We start from the raw sequence: 13453 nt of genomic DNA on the forward strand, positions 1-13453 counted from the left end.
CGTACCGGTTCACCCACGCATCTCATCCGTAGTTCGGTTCATGACAAGACTAGACAGGAGACACACGATGAAGAAGGGTAACAAGGAGACCAAGCAGTCCAACCGCAGGAAATTCCTCGGCGTAGCCGCAGGCACCGCACTGGCGGCCCCGATGATCGCAAGCGCGCAGACGCCGAAGCAGATGCGCTTCCAGAGCACCTGGCCCAGCAAGGACATCTTCCACGAATACGCGCTCGACTTCGCCGAGAAGGTCAACGACATGACCGGCGGCGAGCTGAAGATCGAGGTGCTGCCGGCCGGCGCCGTCGTTCCCGCCTTCGGCCTGCTGGACGCGGTCTCCAAGGGCACCCTGGATGGCGGCCATGGCGTGATGGGCTACAACTACGGCAAGCAGGCCGCGATCGCCCTGTGGACCTCGGGCCCGGCCTACGGCATGGACGCCAATATGGTGCTTGCCTGGCACAAGTACGGCGGCGGCAAGGAGCTGCTGGCCGAGCTGTATAACGGGATCGGCGCCAACGTGGTTTCCTTCCTCACCGGCCCGATGCCGACCCAGCCGCTCGGCTGGTTCAAGAAGGCCATCACCAAGCGCGAAGACCTGAAGGGCCTGAAGTTCCGCACCAATGGCCTGGCCATCGACATGTTCACCGCCATGGGCGCGGCCGTGAACGCGCTGCCGGCCGGCGAGATCGTGCCGGCCATGGACCGGGGCCTGCTTGACGGGGCCGAGTTCAACAACGCCAGCTCGGACCGCGTGCTCGGCTTCCCGGACGTGTCCAAGATCTGCATGCTGCAAAGCTTCCACCAGAGCTCGGAGCAGTTCGAGGTCACCTTCAATAAAACGAAGTACAACGCGCTGCCCGCCAAGATGAAGGCGATCATCGAGAACGCGGTCGAGGCGGCGTCCTCGGACATGTCCTGGAAGGCGGTCGACCGCTATTCGAAGGACTACCGCGAGCTGCAGTCGAAGAACGGCGTGAAGTTCTACAAGACCCCGGACGCGCTGCTGCAGGCGCAGCTGGCGGTGTGGGACGAGGTGGTCAAGAAGAAGGGCGCCGATAACCCGCTGTTCCGCAAGGTCGAAGCCTCGATGCGGGCCTTCGCGGAGCGGGCGGTGAAGTGGGACATGGATACCAACAATCCGCGCCGCATGGCCTACAACCACTACTTCGGTCGCAAGGCGCCGCCAACCAAAGCGTAACGCTTTTCGTAGGGTGGCCGGCGAAGCCGACCACCCTACGGCATCCATATCGCGACCGGAGCAGCTTCATGCAGAACATTCTGTTTTTCGTCGACCGGCTCAGCAGCTGGGTCGGCCAGGCCTTCTCGTGGCTGATCGTCGCGCTGACCTTCCTCATCAGCTGGGAAGTGTTTGCGCGCTACGCCCTGAACTCGCCCAATCCCTGGGCCTTCGACCTGATGATCATGATGTACGGCGCCGCCTTCATGATGGCAGGCGCCTACACCCTGGCCAAGAACGGCCACGTGCGCGGCGACGTGCTGTACAGCTTCTTCCCGCCGCGCCTGCAGGCCGGCCTCGACCTGATCCTGTACTTCGTCTTCTTCATCCCCGGCGTGGTCGCCCTGGTGTGGGCCGGCGCCACCTATGCCGCCGAATCCTTCGCCATCCGCGAGCACTCCACGCTCACCGCCAACGGCCCGCCCCTGTATCCCTTCAAGATGGTGATTCCCCTGTCGGGCGCGCTGCTCCTGCTGCAGGGCCTGGTGGAGATCGTGCGCTGCATCGCCTGCCTGAAGGAGGGCGCCTGGCCGCCGCGCGAGGCTGACGTCGAGGAGGTCGACGTCGACAAGCTGAAAGCCCAGGTAAGCAGCGAGGAGGGCGCGCGATGAGGAAGGAAATCTGGTTCGGCCTCTCGATCCTGCTGGCGATCGTGATCGGCGTCTTCATCCTGATGCCGGCGCCCGCAGACATGACGAACGGCCACCTGGGCCTCCTGATGCTGGCCCTGGTGGTGGTCGCCATCATGCTGGGCTTTCCGACGGCCTTCACCCTGATGGGCATGGGCGTGCTGTTTGCCTGGTTCGCCTTCCACAGCACCGAGCCGGACCTGGCGGTGCAGCGCACGCTCGACCTGATGGTGCAGCGGGCCTATTCGGTGATGGCGAACGACGTGCTGATTTCGATCCCGCTGTTCATCTTCATGGGTTACCTGGTGGAGCGCGCCAACCTGATCGAGCGCCTGTTCAAGAGCCTGCACCTGGCCATGGCCAACGTGCCCGGCTCGCTGGCCGTGGCCACCATCGTCACCTGCGCCGTCTTCGCCACCGCCACCGGCATCGTCGGGGCCGTGGTCACGCTCATGGGGCTGCTGGCGCTGCCGGCCATGCTCAAGGCCGGCTACAGCACCCAGCTGTCGGCCGGCTGCATCACGGCGGGCGGCTGCCTGGGCATCCTGATTCCGCCCTCGGTGCTCCTGATCGTGTATGGCGCGACGGCCGGGGTCTCGGTGGTCAAGCTGTATGCGGGCGCCTTCTTCCCCGGGATCATGCTGGCGGGGCTCTACGTCGGCTACGTGATCCTGATTGCCAAGCTGCGCCCCAAGCTGGCGCCCCCGCTTCCGGCCGAAGAGCGTATCGTCGCGCTGCCGGCCTATACCCAGGCCATTCCAAACGCCCATGCCAGGACGGCCCTCGGAGGCCTGGTGGGCGCGCTGCGCATGCCCGAGCACCGCCGTACGGCGCGCTCGCAGCTCCTGGTTGCGCTGCTGCCGGCACTCGCCTTTGCGGCCATCATGGGCCTGGGCTACCTCGTCGTCACCGCGCCGCAGGCGCCGCAGACCGAGCTGGCCGCAATGGGCGCGGGGCAGGACAGCGATCCTTTCGCCAGCAGCGTGTCGGGCGGGCTGGAGGAGCCGCCGGTCGAGGGTGGCCTGGAAGAGCCGCCGGTGGAAGGCGAGGGCGCACCCGCCGCCGCCGCGCCGGCAGCGGCGCAGCAGGCGACGGCAGGCGTGGTTCCCGCGCCCGCCGTGGAGCCGGTGGCCAGGCCCGCGTCCAGGACGTACTGGATCGTGCTGGCGGCGGGCGTCGTCCTGCTCGCGGCCTTCTACCTTTACTTCAACTTCGCGCGCCTCGAGATCTTCAAGATGCTGCTGGGCTCCCTGTTCCCGCTGGCGCTGATGATCCTGGCGGTCCTGGGCAGCATCGTGTTCGGGCTGGCCACGCCCACCGAGGCGGCGGCGATGGGGGCTTTCGGCGGGCTGATCCTGGCGATCGCCTACCGCCGGTTCAACTTCAAGCTGCTGCGCGAATCGGCCCACCTGAGCACCAAGACCACGGCCATGGTGTGCTGGCTCTTCGTCGGCTCCAGCATCTTCTCGGCCGCCTTCGCGCTGCTGGGCGGGCAGGAGATCATCAATGCCTGGGTGCTGGGGATGAACCTGACGCCGGTGGAATTCATGATCCTGGCCCAGGTGATCATTTTTCTCCTCGGCTGGCCGCTCGAGTGGACCGAGATCATCGTGATCTTCATGCCGATCTTCGTGCCGCTGCTGCCACACTTCAATATCGATCCGCTGTTCTTCGGCCTGCTGGTGGCGATGAACCTGCAGACGGCCTTCCTGTCGCCGCCGGTGGCGATGTCGGCCTTCTATCTCAAGGGCGTGTCGCCGCCGCACGTCACCCTGAACCAGATCTTCCTCGGCATGCTGCCCTTCATGGGGCTGCAGGTCCTGGGAATCATCCTGCTCTACACCTTCCCGGCAATCGGGATGTGGCTGCCGCAAGTGCTATACAAATAAGACCGGACGCCGGCGCGCTTTGCGTCATTAGCAAGATTTTCGTGCTTCTCGCCAGTTATTCGTTACCTGAATGGCTGTCATGCGAAGCACGAAGTTTCATTGCGCTGCAACATCGGTAATAATAGGGGCCTGTACGCAGTAGTACACCGAATATTCCCGGATTTTGTTGTCGCCGCCGCCATGCTCACAAGGCATGCGCGGCGGCGTCTTCGTCTGTTGCATTGTGAGGACCATGAAGCATCTTTTCCCCTTCGGCCCGACTTCTTCCCGATATGGCGCGCAGCCGCTGCGCTCGTCCGGTCCGGCGCGCGTCGAGGTGGTGCGATGATGCAGGGCGCCCTGTCTTCGCAGGCCGCCCAAGGAAACCACGTCGTGACCGTCAAGCCGCATAGCCTGTTCGATGACGTCTACGGCATCGCCGTGGGCATCCTCTTCGTCGTGATGGGCGTGCTGCTGCTGCAGGCCGCGGGCCTGATCACGGGCGGCGTGGCCGGCATTTCGCTGCTGGTGTCCTATACCACGGACCTCTCCGTCGGCGTGCTGTTCATGCTCATCAACCTGCCCTTCTTCCTGTTCGGCTACCTGTTCATGGGCGCGCGCTTCACCATCAAGTCCCTGATCGGCAGCGTCGCCATCATGCTGCTCCTGAAGCTGATGCCGGGCGGCCTGGTGATCGGCCACGTCCACCCGATGGTGGCGGCGCTGGGCGGCGGCACCTTCTGCGGCATGGGCATCCTGGCCCTGGCGCGCCACGGCGCGGGCGTGGGCGGCACCGGCATCGTCACCCTGTGGCTGCAGAAGAAGTACGGCATCAACGCCGGACGCACCCAGGTGGCGATCGACGCGGTCATCCTGCTGGTGGCGCTGTCCATCGTGAAGCCTGAGCTGGTCGGCTGGTCCTCGCTGAGCGCGATCGCCATGAGCAGCATGGTCATGGCCTGGCATCGGCCGGGGCGCTACTTCGGAAATTAATCCGTAGGGTGGACGGCGAAGCCGTCCACCCTACGAACCCCGAGATCACGGCTTGTACCACCCGTATTCCCACTTCCACGGCATGTCCGTCTCGCCCAGCACGCGGCGCGCCAGCTCGGGGTAGATGCGCTCGGCGCGCACGTCGTTCGACAGCATCACCACGCAGCGCCGGCCGTTCTCCAGGCAGATCGCCATATTCCCGGTGCCGTCGTCGTGCCCGCCCTTGAACCAGGCCGGCCCGCTGCGATCATTGAAGGTCACGAGTCCCAGGCCTGCGGCCAGTCCCTGGGGCCAGGCGACCTGGCCCGGCACCAGGGTCGGGAACTGGCTGTTCGAGCTGATCGGCAGCTGCGGCTTCACCATCGCCGCGCGCGACGCCGCGCTCAACCCTTCTCCACGCACGATGCCGGCCCAGAGCCGCGCCTGGTCCTCGATGCTCGTGTCCATCGAACCGGCCGCGCTCGGCCGGCTGCGGTCGTCGTGCGGGATCATCTTGCCCTCCACCGTGTAGCCGTCGGCGAGATTGTTCGCGAAGTCGGCCCGCCACAGCATGCTGGTGTTGCGCATGCCGAAGCGCTGGAAGACGCGGCGCTGCATCTCCTGTTCGGTTTCCAGGCCCAGGCCATGCTCGACGATCAGCTGCAGGATGTACATGCCCTCGGCCGAGTAGCCATAGCGCGCGCCCGGATCGAAGTGGAAGCGCAGCTTCTTGTCCGGTTCGACCCAGCGGAAGTTGGCGAAGCCCGAGGAATGCGTGAGCAGGATGCGCGGGGTCAGCTTGCGCCAGCGTTCGTCGCCGGCCAGGTCGGAGAAGTCGTAGGGCCGCTTGTCGTAGGCCGGCAGCGGCTGGGGCAGCAGGGTGGACAAGGGCGCGTCGAGATCCAGCTTGCCCTCGTCGACCACCTGCATCAGCATGTAGGCGAAGGTCGGCTTGGTGAGCGAGGCGCCGTACATGACGGTGTGCGGCTCCAGCGGCAGCTTCTTCTCGACGTTGCGCCAGCCCCAGGTGCGCACGCTCTTCACCTGGCCTTTGTCGATCACGGCCAGCGCCAGGCCCTCGACCTTCTCGCTCGCCATGAGGCGGCGCACTTCCTCATCCGGGACGATGCGTGCGGCGGGCGGGGAGACGGCGCAGGCGGAAAGCAGGCAGGCGAACAGCAGGCAAAGCAGGTTCATCGAAGGCTCCTGGCGAAGGCTGGTCCGCCATGGTACACCGGCCCGCCCGCTCAGAGATCGGTGGCCTCTCCAAAGATGGACTTGAGCCAGTCGACGAAGACGCGCACCCGCGGCGACAGCTGGCGGCTTTGCGGATAGAGCACCGAGACCGGCAGCTCGGGCGGCGGCAGCCCGGGCAGGACGGCTTCGAGCAGGCCGGACGCCAGCTCGGTCTCGATGCGGTAGCGCGGCACCTGCACCAGTCCCAGGCCGGCGATGGCGCTGGCCGCGTACATGTCGGCGCCGGTCACCGACACCGAGGCCGGGGGCGTGACCTGGCGCAGCGCGCCGTCGACCAGGAATTCCAGCGGGTAGGGGCGGCCCGTGCTGGATGTCAGGTAGTGCACGGCCAGGTGGCCATCGAGGTCGTCGAGGCCGAGCGGGCGGCCGTGGCGGTCCAGGTAGGCAGGGCTGGCGCAGGTGACCTGGCGCAGGCGCGCGACCTGCTGGGCGACCATCGAGGAATCCTGCAGGTTCCCCACGCGCAGCACGCAGTCGATCCCCTCGCGCACCAGGTCGACCAGGCGGTCGCCTTCGCCGATCTGCAGCGCGATGCCGGGATAGCGCGCCAGGAAGGCGGGCAGGGCGGGCGCGACGACGTGGCGGGCCAGCGTGGCCTGCAGGTTCACGCGCAGGAGGCCGCTGGGCTCGGTGCGCGTGAACACGGCTTCCATCTCGGCCAGGTCGCCAAGCAGGCGCACGCAGCGCCCGTAGTAGGCCTGGCCGTCGAGCGTCGGGGCGACCACGCGCGTGGTGCGTTCCAGCAGGCGCGTGGCCAGCCGCGTCTCGAGGCGCTTGATGGCATTGGTCACCGTGGCGCGGGGCAGTTGCAGGTCTCCGGCGGCCAGGGTGAAGCTGCGGCGTTCGACGATGCGCACGAAGATGCGCATCTCCTGGAAGCGGTCCATCTGGCTGCGCATCGATTGTTGGTCCACTTGAAATGATGAGTGCGAGACTAGCGCATCTATTCTGTTTCGATCAACTCCTGGCGCGGACCCAGGATGGTCTTGTGGCGAATACGAGTAAAAATAGTCCATCTGGAAACAAATGATGCCTAGTTGTATATGCTGCAAGGCACAAAGATCGTTACAATGTGTGGTTATTGCTTTTTGGACAGTTGGTGAATATTCATGGACAGCTTCTTCGGCAAACTGCGCTTATCCAGCCTCATGACGCTGGCCGTTTGTGCGACGGTCGCGCTGACGGTCGCCCTGCAGCTGGCGCTGGTGAATCATTTCGCGGTGCGCCAGTCACGGGAAGAAGCGCAGCTGCGCCTGCAGCAGCTGTCATGGCAGATGCGCGACTCGCTCAACCGCGTCATCGAAAAGGCCGCCGGCGACGCCCGCCTGCTGACCGAGCTGCCCTCGGTGCGCTTTGCCCGCGACGCCGACAGCGCGCGCAAGGTGCTCGAAAGCCTGCAGCGCACCTTTCCGGACTACGCCTGGATCGGCATCGCCGAGGTGGACGGCACTGTGACTGCTTCGACCGGCCGCATGCTGGAAGGAGCGAACGTCAGCAAGCGCCCCTGGTTCACGGCCGGCACGCGCGGTGTGCATGCCTCCGACTACCATCCCGCCGTGCTGCTCGAGAAGATCCTGCCGCGCAAGCCCGACCCCTGGCGCTTCGTCGACGTCTCCGGTCCGCTCCTCGACGAGCAGGGCAAGCCGGCCGGCGTGCTGGGCCTGCACCTGAGCTGGGAATGGACACGCAACCATGCAAGGAAGCTCCTCACGCCGGCCCTGCGCGAATACGGCGCCGAAATCCTGGTGGTGCGCGACGACGGCACCGTCATGCTGGGGCCGGACGGCCTGGTGGAGAAGAAGATCGATACCGCCAGCGTGCGCCTGGCGCAGAAGGGCATGACCGGTTCCATGCGCGAAGTCTGGCCGGACGGACGCGCCTATCTCACCGGCTACAGCCAGACCGGCGACATGCTGGACAACACCTCGCTGCGCTGGAGCGTGCTGGTGCGCCAGACCGAGGACCGCGCGATGGAAGGCGCGGTCGACCTGCAGCGCCGCATGCTGGCATGGAGCGCGCTGCTGACCGTGCTCCTGATCGGCGCCGCGGCGCTGCTGGCGCGCCGCCTGACGCGCCCGATGGCGGCGCTGCGCCGCGCGATCGAACAGATCACCGCGGCCACCGACACCGGCCGCGAGCCGCCGCCGATCCCGCGCGTGGATGGCTTCCTCGAAGCGGAGATGCTGTCGAATACCCTGCGCGACCTGGTGCGCAGCGAGACCGCGCACCGCAAGGCCTTGCAGGCCATGAACGAGAGCCTGGAAGCGGCCGTGGCCGAGCGTACCGCCGAGCTGCACGACCTGCTGCTGCGCGACGTGCTGACCGGCCTGCCGAATCGCCGCGCCCTGCTCGAAACCTTGCCCGAGGCGATGAGCCGGGCGCGCCGCGTGGGCCGGCCCTGCGCCTTGCTGTTCCTCGACATGGACGGCTTCAAGTCGGTCAACGACAACCACGGCCACGAGGAAGGCGACGAACTGCTGCGCCAGTTCGGCGAGCGCCTGCTGCAGGGCGTGCGCAAGACCGATATGGTGGCGCGCCTGGCCGGCGACGAATTCGTGGTGGTGCTCGAAATGCTGGCCGACGCCGTCCACGCCGAGGACACGGCGCGCAAACTCCTCGTGCGCCTGAAGGAACCGTTCGTGCTGCGCACCGCCACCGTGAGCGTGGGCGCCAGCATCGGCGTGGCCCTGCACCGTCCCGCCGACGAGCCGGACCTCGACGCCTGGCTGGCGCGCGCCGACCATGCGATGTATGCCGTCAAGCGCACCGGCAAGAACGGCGTCGCGCTGGCGGCCGCCATGTAGTGCCTGGGTAAGCCACTAAGCTTGCTTGGTGGATAAAGCGGCTGCTACCATCGCCGCATGTCCGAGATCACCCAACTCATCACCACCCTCAAGCGCGAGCTGAAACGCCAGGGCAAGACCTACCGCGACGTCGGCGTGGCGCTCGACCTGTCCGAACCCAGCGTCAAGCGCCTGTTCGCTACCGAGCAGTTCACCCTCGAGCGCCTGGTCGACATCTGCGGCCTGCTGGGCCTGACCCTGGCCGAGCTGGCCCAGGAAGCGGGGCAGCGCCCCCAGCAGATCCATACCCTGAAGGCCGCCCAGGAGCGCGAGCTGGTGTCGGACATGCGGCTGCTGCTGGTTGCCGTGTGCGCGCTGAACCACTGGACCATCGAGCAGATGCTGCAGGTCTACCGCTTGACTGAGGCCGAATGCCTGCAGCTGCTGCTGCGCCTGGACCGGCTCGAGCTCATCACCCTGCTGCCGGGCAACCGCATCCGCCTGAACGTGGCGCGCGACTTCGACTGGCTGCAGGATGGGCCGATCCGCCGCTACTTCCGCGAGCAGGGCATGCCGGAATTCATCGACAGCGGTTTCCGCGCCCAGGACGAATCGCTCGACTTCGTGCACGGGATGCTGACCGAGAGCGCGCGCGCCAAACTGCAGGCCGAGCTGCGCCAGCTGCGCGCCCGTTTCGCCCAGCTGCACGAGGAAAGCCTGGCCGCACCCCTGCCGCAACGCCGCGGCACCGGCCTGCTGCTCGCCCTGCGCGAGTGGGAGCCGGCGGCCTTCGCGGCCCTGCGCCGCTGAGCGCTTCCCTCCAGCCGCGCAGCGACGAGTCGCGCGGCGCCCACGCTTCCCATATGCACGCCACGCATTTTGTCCAAGGCACTTGCGCCCACTCATTCTGCGGTGTACAACGGGACATGAATGCGAAAGTTCTGCGCGGCCGCAGGCAATGCTGATTTTTTTGGCATGAGCTGCAGTTTTATGTGAGGTATTAGACAGATCAGGCCGCTGCGATACGGAACACTTGGCATCAAAGAGGAATGACGCCATGAAGATCTCCATCGTCGCATGTGCCGTGCTCGGAGCGAGCGCGGCGTGCGCCTCGGCACAGAACAGTGCGCCCGCAGCGGGCGCCGATGCCGGGGTCGCCAGGGAAGCCGGGTGCGCCAATGGCTGCGCCGTGTCATCTGTCGCCGGCAGCGTGAAGGAAGCATCCGCCCAGCTAGCCGCCGGGCAGGCCGCAAGACAGCCGAGCGATGCGCCGGCGATTTTTACGCTGGAAACCTCCAGGGAAACGGAAGCGCGCCGCAATGCCGAATCGACCGCGCAGGCGCTTACTGTCGGCCGCCAGTACAACCTCGACTTCACCACCCTGAACGAAGTGGGCGATCCCTTCCGCGGCGGCCTGGCCGGCAGCGCCAGCGGCGCCGAGGACAGGCTGCGCGGCGACGACAGCATCAGCTACCAGGGCCGCTACAAGGGCTTCACCGCCGGCTCGTCCTGGGGCAGGGGAGACATCGACGGCTCGCCCTCGGGCCGCGCCTGGGGCATGACGGCCGGCTTCAAGCTCGGTCCCTTCACCATCCGCGCCGCCCACCAGAACCGCAACGTGGCCAAGGTCACCCGCATCAACCAGGTCGACATCACCATGGCCGCGAAGAATTCGATCGTGGCGGCCAACTACCGCATGGGCTGGGGCACGGCCTACGCGGCCTACAGCGCCAACCGCGGCTGGGCCAGCTCGCCGCTGTTCAACCCCGACAACCCCTACGGCGCCGCCGGAATCAAGAGCACGCCCTCGACCGACAGCCGCGACGTGCTGGCCGGCGTCGCCGTGCCCCTGAATCACGCCACCACGCTGCTGGCTTCCTACATCCGCAAGAACGACCGCGACCTCTCCAACCAGGACGCGCGCCAGATCGCGGTCGGGGCCACCTATGCGGTATCGCGCAGGATGGACTTCTACGCCGCCTACTCGCACATCCAGCACACTGGCGGCGTACTCGACGTCGGCAAGCGCGGCAGCGGCGGCGCGATCAACGTGGGGATGCGGCGCGCCTTCTGACGCGGGTGGGCGCCTTCCTGCGCGGCGACGCGATGTTGCAAAAAACGGTAGCCTGATCCCATGGCTAACAACGTTTTTGGAGGCAACATGACAGGCACAAGCACACTCGATCCGGACAACTTCCCGGAGCGCCCCGACCGTACCCTGAGCAAGGGCCACGGCATCGACGCCCTGGGTCCGAGCGACATTTCCGACACCGGCAGCGACGTGGTGGGCGGCCCCGGCTTCTCCGACGCGCTCGACCCCGAGCAGACGCTGGACTTCGACCGCGGCACCACCTCGGACCTCGAAGCCAGCCACGCCGACGGCACCGCCGGCCCGGATGTGGGCGACGCCAACTTCTCCGGTGACAGCGACATGGGCGGCACCGGCGAACGCGCCGCGGCCGGCCGCGACACCGTCTCGAAGGACGGCGCCGACATCGACACCGACCAGATCGTGTCCATCCCCGATACGCCGCTTACCGAGGAGGACACCGACTTCTTAACGAGCCAGCCGCCGCGAGAGCGAGAACGCGGCCAGTAAGGCGCCACCGGCCACCAGCAGGTGGTCGTCGGCGAGGAGCGCAGGCTGTTCCTGGTGTACAGGCTGCGCTCATGCACGTTCTGCGGCATGCCCTGGCGCTGGCGCAGTTCGGTTGCCGGATCGGGCTTGTAGAGGGCGTCGCGGCGGCCCGGCAGGGTCGGGCGGTTCGACTGCTGCTGCCTGAACATGGTGGCGTTCATGTAGCGGTCGAACATGGCCGGCATCAGCTTCGAGCCCGCCGAGATCATCTTCGAGGCGCCGCCGCTGCCGCGCTTCATGCACCGCGCCGCCTCCAGCGAACCGTTGACCGTGCCCCAGAAGTTGGTCTGGAACAGGCGGTGGTGGTCCTCCGGCGCGATTTCCTCCAGGCGGCCGAAGATCGAGATGCCGGCGTTGTTGACCCAGGTGTCGATGCGGCCGAAACGGTCGATGGCCTGCCAGCCCGGCTGGAGAGCAGGAGATGCTCGCTTGCTTTTCAGAATTTGTAGGGTGTGCGGCTTCGCCGCACGCGCATCCAACTCCGTTTCGAGCAGATGTGCGGCTGTTCGAAGACCGTTTGAACGCGCGGATGGCAAAGCCGGCTAGGCGCCCCCGTCCACCCTACGAAAATCCAGGTTCCGAATGAATGAAAAAAGGCGCCGACAATGCGGCGCCTCCACAAGACCAGGGCAGGTCGGAGATGTTCACTTGCCCGGCTGGTAGATCTGGTCGAACAGCCCGCCATCCGCGAAGTGCGCCTTCTGCGCCTGGGTCCAGCCGCCCAGCTCGGCGATCTGGAACAGCTTGATGTTCGGGAACTGCGAGGCGTACTTCTTCGAGAAGCGTTCCACCGCCGGACGGTAGTAGTTCTTGGCGATGATGTCCTGGGCCTCGTCGGTGTAGAGGAACTCGAGGTAGGCCTGCGCCACCTTGCGGGTGCCCTTCTTGTCGACGTTCTTGTCGACCACGGCGACCGGCGGTTCGGCCAGGATGCTGATCGACGGCGCGACGATCTCAAACTTGTCCGGACCCAGTTCGCGCAGGGCCAGCAATGCTTCGTTTTCCCAGGCCAGCAGCACGTCGCCGATGCCGCGCTCGACGAAGGTGGTGGTGGCGCCGCGGGCGCCGGAGTCGAGCACCGGCACGTTCTTGTAGAGCTTGCCCAGGAAATCCTTGGCGGTGGCCGGCGACCCGCCCGGCTGGCGCAGGGCGTAGCCATAGGCGGCCAGGTGGTTCCAGCGCGCGCCGCCCGAGGTCTTCGGGTTCGGGGTGATGACGGACACGCCCGGCTTCACCAGGTCGCCCCAGTCGCGGATCTTTTTCGGATTACCCTTGCGCACCAGGAACACGATGGTCGAGGTGTAGGGCGCGCTGCGGTATTGCAGGCGATTCTGCCAACCTTGCGCAATCAAACCTTTTTCGCTGATAGCATCGATGTCGTAGGCGAGCGCCAGCGTCACGACGTCGGCTGCCAGCCCGTCGATGACGGCCCTGGCCTGCTTGCCCGAGCCGCCATGCGATTGCTTCACGGTGACGGTGTCGCCCGTCCTGGCCTTCCAGCTGCGGGCGAAGGCGGCGTCGATGTCCTGGTAGAGCTCACGGGTCGGATCGTAGGACACGTTAAGCAGGGTGACGTCCGCCGCAAGAGCTGCCGACGGGGCCAGGCTTGCCAGCAGCGTCAGCGCCGCCAGCGATTGCACGAAGGTTTTGCGAAGCATGTGTTCTTCTTTCAGAGGGAGTTCGGAGCTTGTAGCTTACGGCTCAGTTCCCCCTGAAGGAACGAATGAATTCGCCTAAGAATATGAAACTTTTGACGCGTGCGATTATTTTAGTGCGCCTTGGAAAGGATGAGCAGCCAGCGGCGCAGCAGCAGGATCTCGACGTGGCCCGGCTCGACGCCGGTATCGCATTCGATGATCGGGTTGACGGCGTAGAAGCGCTTGCGGAAATCACGGGTGATCAGGATTTCGCGGCGGCCGAGGCGCACCATAAAAGGGACAGGGGCATATTCCAGGCCGAAAGAGCTGTTCAGAGTGGTCATGGTGTGTTTCCTTTTATTAAAATCGTTGGAGTGAGTAAAGAATATCATAACCACTGTATAAATCTACAGTTACTGTTTGGATGTA

At 66.0% G+C, this 13453-nt stretch carries 12 protein-coding genes and 1 pseudogene; 8 read left to right on the forward strand and 5 right to left on the reverse strand.

Going from position 1 to position 13453, the window contains the following annotated elements; translation table 11 throughout:
- The first annotated feature begins 67 nt into the window (after positions 1 to 67).
- The 4 genes from ACQ7JA_RS01505 to ACQ7JA_RS01520 all read left to right on the forward strand — a co-directional run bounded on the left by ACQ7JA_RS01505 (position 68) and on the right by ACQ7JA_RS01520 (position 4730).
- A complete protein-coding gene (locus ACQ7JA_RS01505) occupies positions 68 to 1201 on the forward strand; it encodes a TRAP transporter substrate-binding protein (protein WP_430894142.1) in 1134 nt (377 codons plus the stop codon).
- A 68-nt stretch (positions 1202 to 1269) separates the two neighbouring features.
- Positions 1270 to 1851 carry a TRAP transporter small permease subunit gene (locus ACQ7JA_RS01510; protein WP_430894143.1) on the forward strand — a complete coding sequence of 194 codons (582 nt, stop codon included), beginning with the start codon at positions 1270 to 1272 and terminating at the stop codon, positions 1849 to 1851.
- The gene (locus ACQ7JA_RS01515) at positions 1848 to 3758 is read left to right on the forward strand and encodes a TRAP transporter large permease (protein ID WP_430894144.1); all 1911 of its coding nucleotides are present in this window, start codon (positions 1848 to 1850) and stop codon (positions 3756 to 3758) included. The genes ACQ7JA_RS01510 and ACQ7JA_RS01515 overlap by 4 nt, the downstream gene beginning before the upstream one ends.
- 324 nt (positions 3759 to 4082) lie before the next feature.
- Positions 4083 to 4730: a YitT family protein gene (locus tag ACQ7JA_RS01520; RefSeq protein ID WP_430894145.1), complete on the forward strand. Its 648-nt coding sequence runs from the start codon at positions 4083 to 4085 to the stop codon at positions 4728 to 4730.
- 45 nt (positions 4731 to 4775) lie between these two features.
- Here ACQ7JA_RS01520 and ACQ7JA_RS01525 read toward each other — a convergent pair whose 3' ends face one another.
- Together ACQ7JA_RS01525 and ACQ7JA_RS01530 are read right to left on the reverse strand one after the other, a co-directional pair.
- Positions 4776 to 5906 carry a serine hydrolase domain-containing protein gene (locus ACQ7JA_RS01525; RefSeq protein WP_430894146.1) on the reverse strand — a complete coding sequence of 377 codons (1131 nt, stop codon included), beginning with the start codon at positions 5904 to 5906 and terminating at the stop codon, positions 4776 to 4778.
- Between the two features lie 50 nt (positions 5907 to 5956).
- Positions 5957 to 6853 carry a LysR family transcriptional regulator gene (locus tag ACQ7JA_RS01530; protein WP_430894505.1) on the reverse strand — a complete coding sequence of 299 codons (897 nt, stop codon included), beginning with the start codon at positions 6851 to 6853 and terminating at the stop codon, positions 5957 to 5959.
- 222 nt (positions 6854 to 7075) lie between these two features.
- Between ACQ7JA_RS01530 and ACQ7JA_RS01535 the strand changes: the two genes are divergently transcribed.
- From ACQ7JA_RS01535 to ACQ7JA_RS01550, 4 genes are all read left to right on the forward strand, one after another.
- Positions 7076 to 8770, forward strand: coding sequence for a diguanylate cyclase domain-containing protein (locus ACQ7JA_RS01535; protein WP_430894147.1), 1695 nt, complete (start codon positions 7076 to 7078; stop codon positions 8768 to 8770).
- A 57-nt stretch (positions 8771 to 8827) separates the two neighbouring features.
- Positions 8828 to 9559 carry a transcriptional regulator gene (locus tag ACQ7JA_RS01540; RefSeq protein WP_430894148.1) on the forward strand — a complete coding sequence of 244 codons (732 nt, stop codon included), beginning with the start codon at positions 8828 to 8830 and terminating at the stop codon, positions 9557 to 9559.
- A 247-nt stretch (positions 9560 to 9806) separates the two neighbouring features.
- Positions 9807 to 10823, forward strand: coding sequence for a porin (locus tag ACQ7JA_RS01545; protein WP_430894149.1), 1017 nt, complete (start codon positions 9807 to 9809; stop codon positions 10821 to 10823).
- A gap of 87 nt (positions 10824 to 10910) precedes the next feature.
- Positions 10911 to 11348: a hypothetical protein gene (locus ACQ7JA_RS01550; RefSeq protein WP_430894150.1), complete on the forward strand. Its 438-nt coding sequence runs from the start codon at positions 10911 to 10913 to the stop codon at positions 11346 to 11348.
- A gap of 290 nt (positions 11349 to 11638) precedes the next feature.
- On the opposite strand, the pseudogene ACQ7JA_RS01555 reads toward ACQ7JA_RS01550, so the two are convergent.
- From ACQ7JA_RS01555 to ACQ7JA_RS01565, 3 genes and pseudogenes are all read right to left on the reverse strand, one after another.
- Positions 11639 to 11923 (reverse strand): annotated as a pseudogene (locus ACQ7JA_RS01555) (SDR family NAD(P)-dependent oxidoreductase); the annotation flags it as partial.
- A gap of 108 nt (positions 11924 to 12031) precedes the next feature.
- Entirely contained in the window at positions 12032 to 13045 is a 1014-nt protein-coding gene (locus ACQ7JA_RS01560; RefSeq protein ID WP_430894151.1) for a sulfate ABC transporter substrate-binding protein, read from the reverse strand.
- 110 nt (positions 13046 to 13155) lie between these two features.
- Positions 13156 to 13368, reverse strand: coding sequence for a hypothetical protein (locus tag ACQ7JA_RS01565; protein WP_258829776.1), 213 nt, complete (start codon positions 13366 to 13368; stop codon positions 13156 to 13158).
- Positions 13369 to 13453: the final 85 nt, after the last annotated feature.

This window comes from Massilia sp. BKSP1R2A-1 (assembly GCF_050586525.1).
GTDB lineage: Bacteria > Pseudomonadota > Gammaproteobacteria > Burkholderiales > Burkholderiaceae_D > Telluria.

Excerpts from the sequence above, each read along its gene's own strand:
- ACQ7JA_RS01530 (WP_430894505.1), bottom strand. The coding sequence starts at position 6,853 with ATGGACCGCTTCCAGGAGATGCGCATCTTCGTGCGCATCGTCGAACGC.
- ACQ7JA_RS01520 (WP_430894145.1), top strand. The coding sequence starts at position 4,083 with ATGATGCAGGGCGCCCTGTCTTCGCAGGCCGCCCAAGGAAACCACGTC.
- ACQ7JA_RS01525 (WP_430894146.1), bottom strand. The coding sequence starts at position 5,906 with ATGAACCTGCTTTGCCTGCTGTTCGCCTGCCTGCTTTCCGCCTGCGCC.
- ACQ7JA_RS01505 (WP_430894142.1), top strand. The coding sequence starts at position 68 with ATGAAGAAGGGTAACAAGGAGACCAAGCAGTCCAACCGCAGGAAATTC.
- ACQ7JA_RS01565 (WP_258829776.1), bottom strand. The coding sequence starts at position 13,368 with ATGACCACTCTGAACAGCTCTTTCGGCCTGGAATATGCCCCTGTCCCT.
- ACQ7JA_RS01540 (WP_430894148.1), top strand. The coding sequence starts at position 8,828 with ATGTCCGAGATCACCCAACTCATCACCACCCTCAAGCGCGAGCTGAAA.
- ACQ7JA_RS01550 (WP_430894150.1), top strand. The coding sequence starts at position 10,911 with ATGACAGGCACAAGCACACTCGATCCGGACAACTTCCCGGAGCGCCCC.
- ACQ7JA_RS01545 (WP_430894149.1), top strand. The coding sequence starts at position 9,807 with ATGAAGATCTCCATCGTCGCATGTGCCGTGCTCGGAGCGAGCGCGGCG.
- ACQ7JA_RS01560 (WP_430894151.1), bottom strand. The coding sequence starts at position 13,045 with ATGCTTCGCAAAACCTTCGTGCAATCGCTGGCGGCGCTGACGCTGCTG.
- ACQ7JA_RS01535 (WP_430894147.1), top strand. The coding sequence starts at position 7,076 with ATGGACAGCTTCTTCGGCAAACTGCGCTTATCCAGCCTCATGACGCTG.
- ACQ7JA_RS01515 (WP_430894144.1), top strand. The coding sequence starts at position 1,848 with ATGAGGAAGGAAATCTGGTTCGGCCTCTCGATCCTGCTGGCGATCGTG.
- ACQ7JA_RS01510 (WP_430894143.1), top strand. The coding sequence starts at position 1,270 with ATGCAGAACATTCTGTTTTTCGTCGACCGGCTCAGCAGCTGGGTCGGC.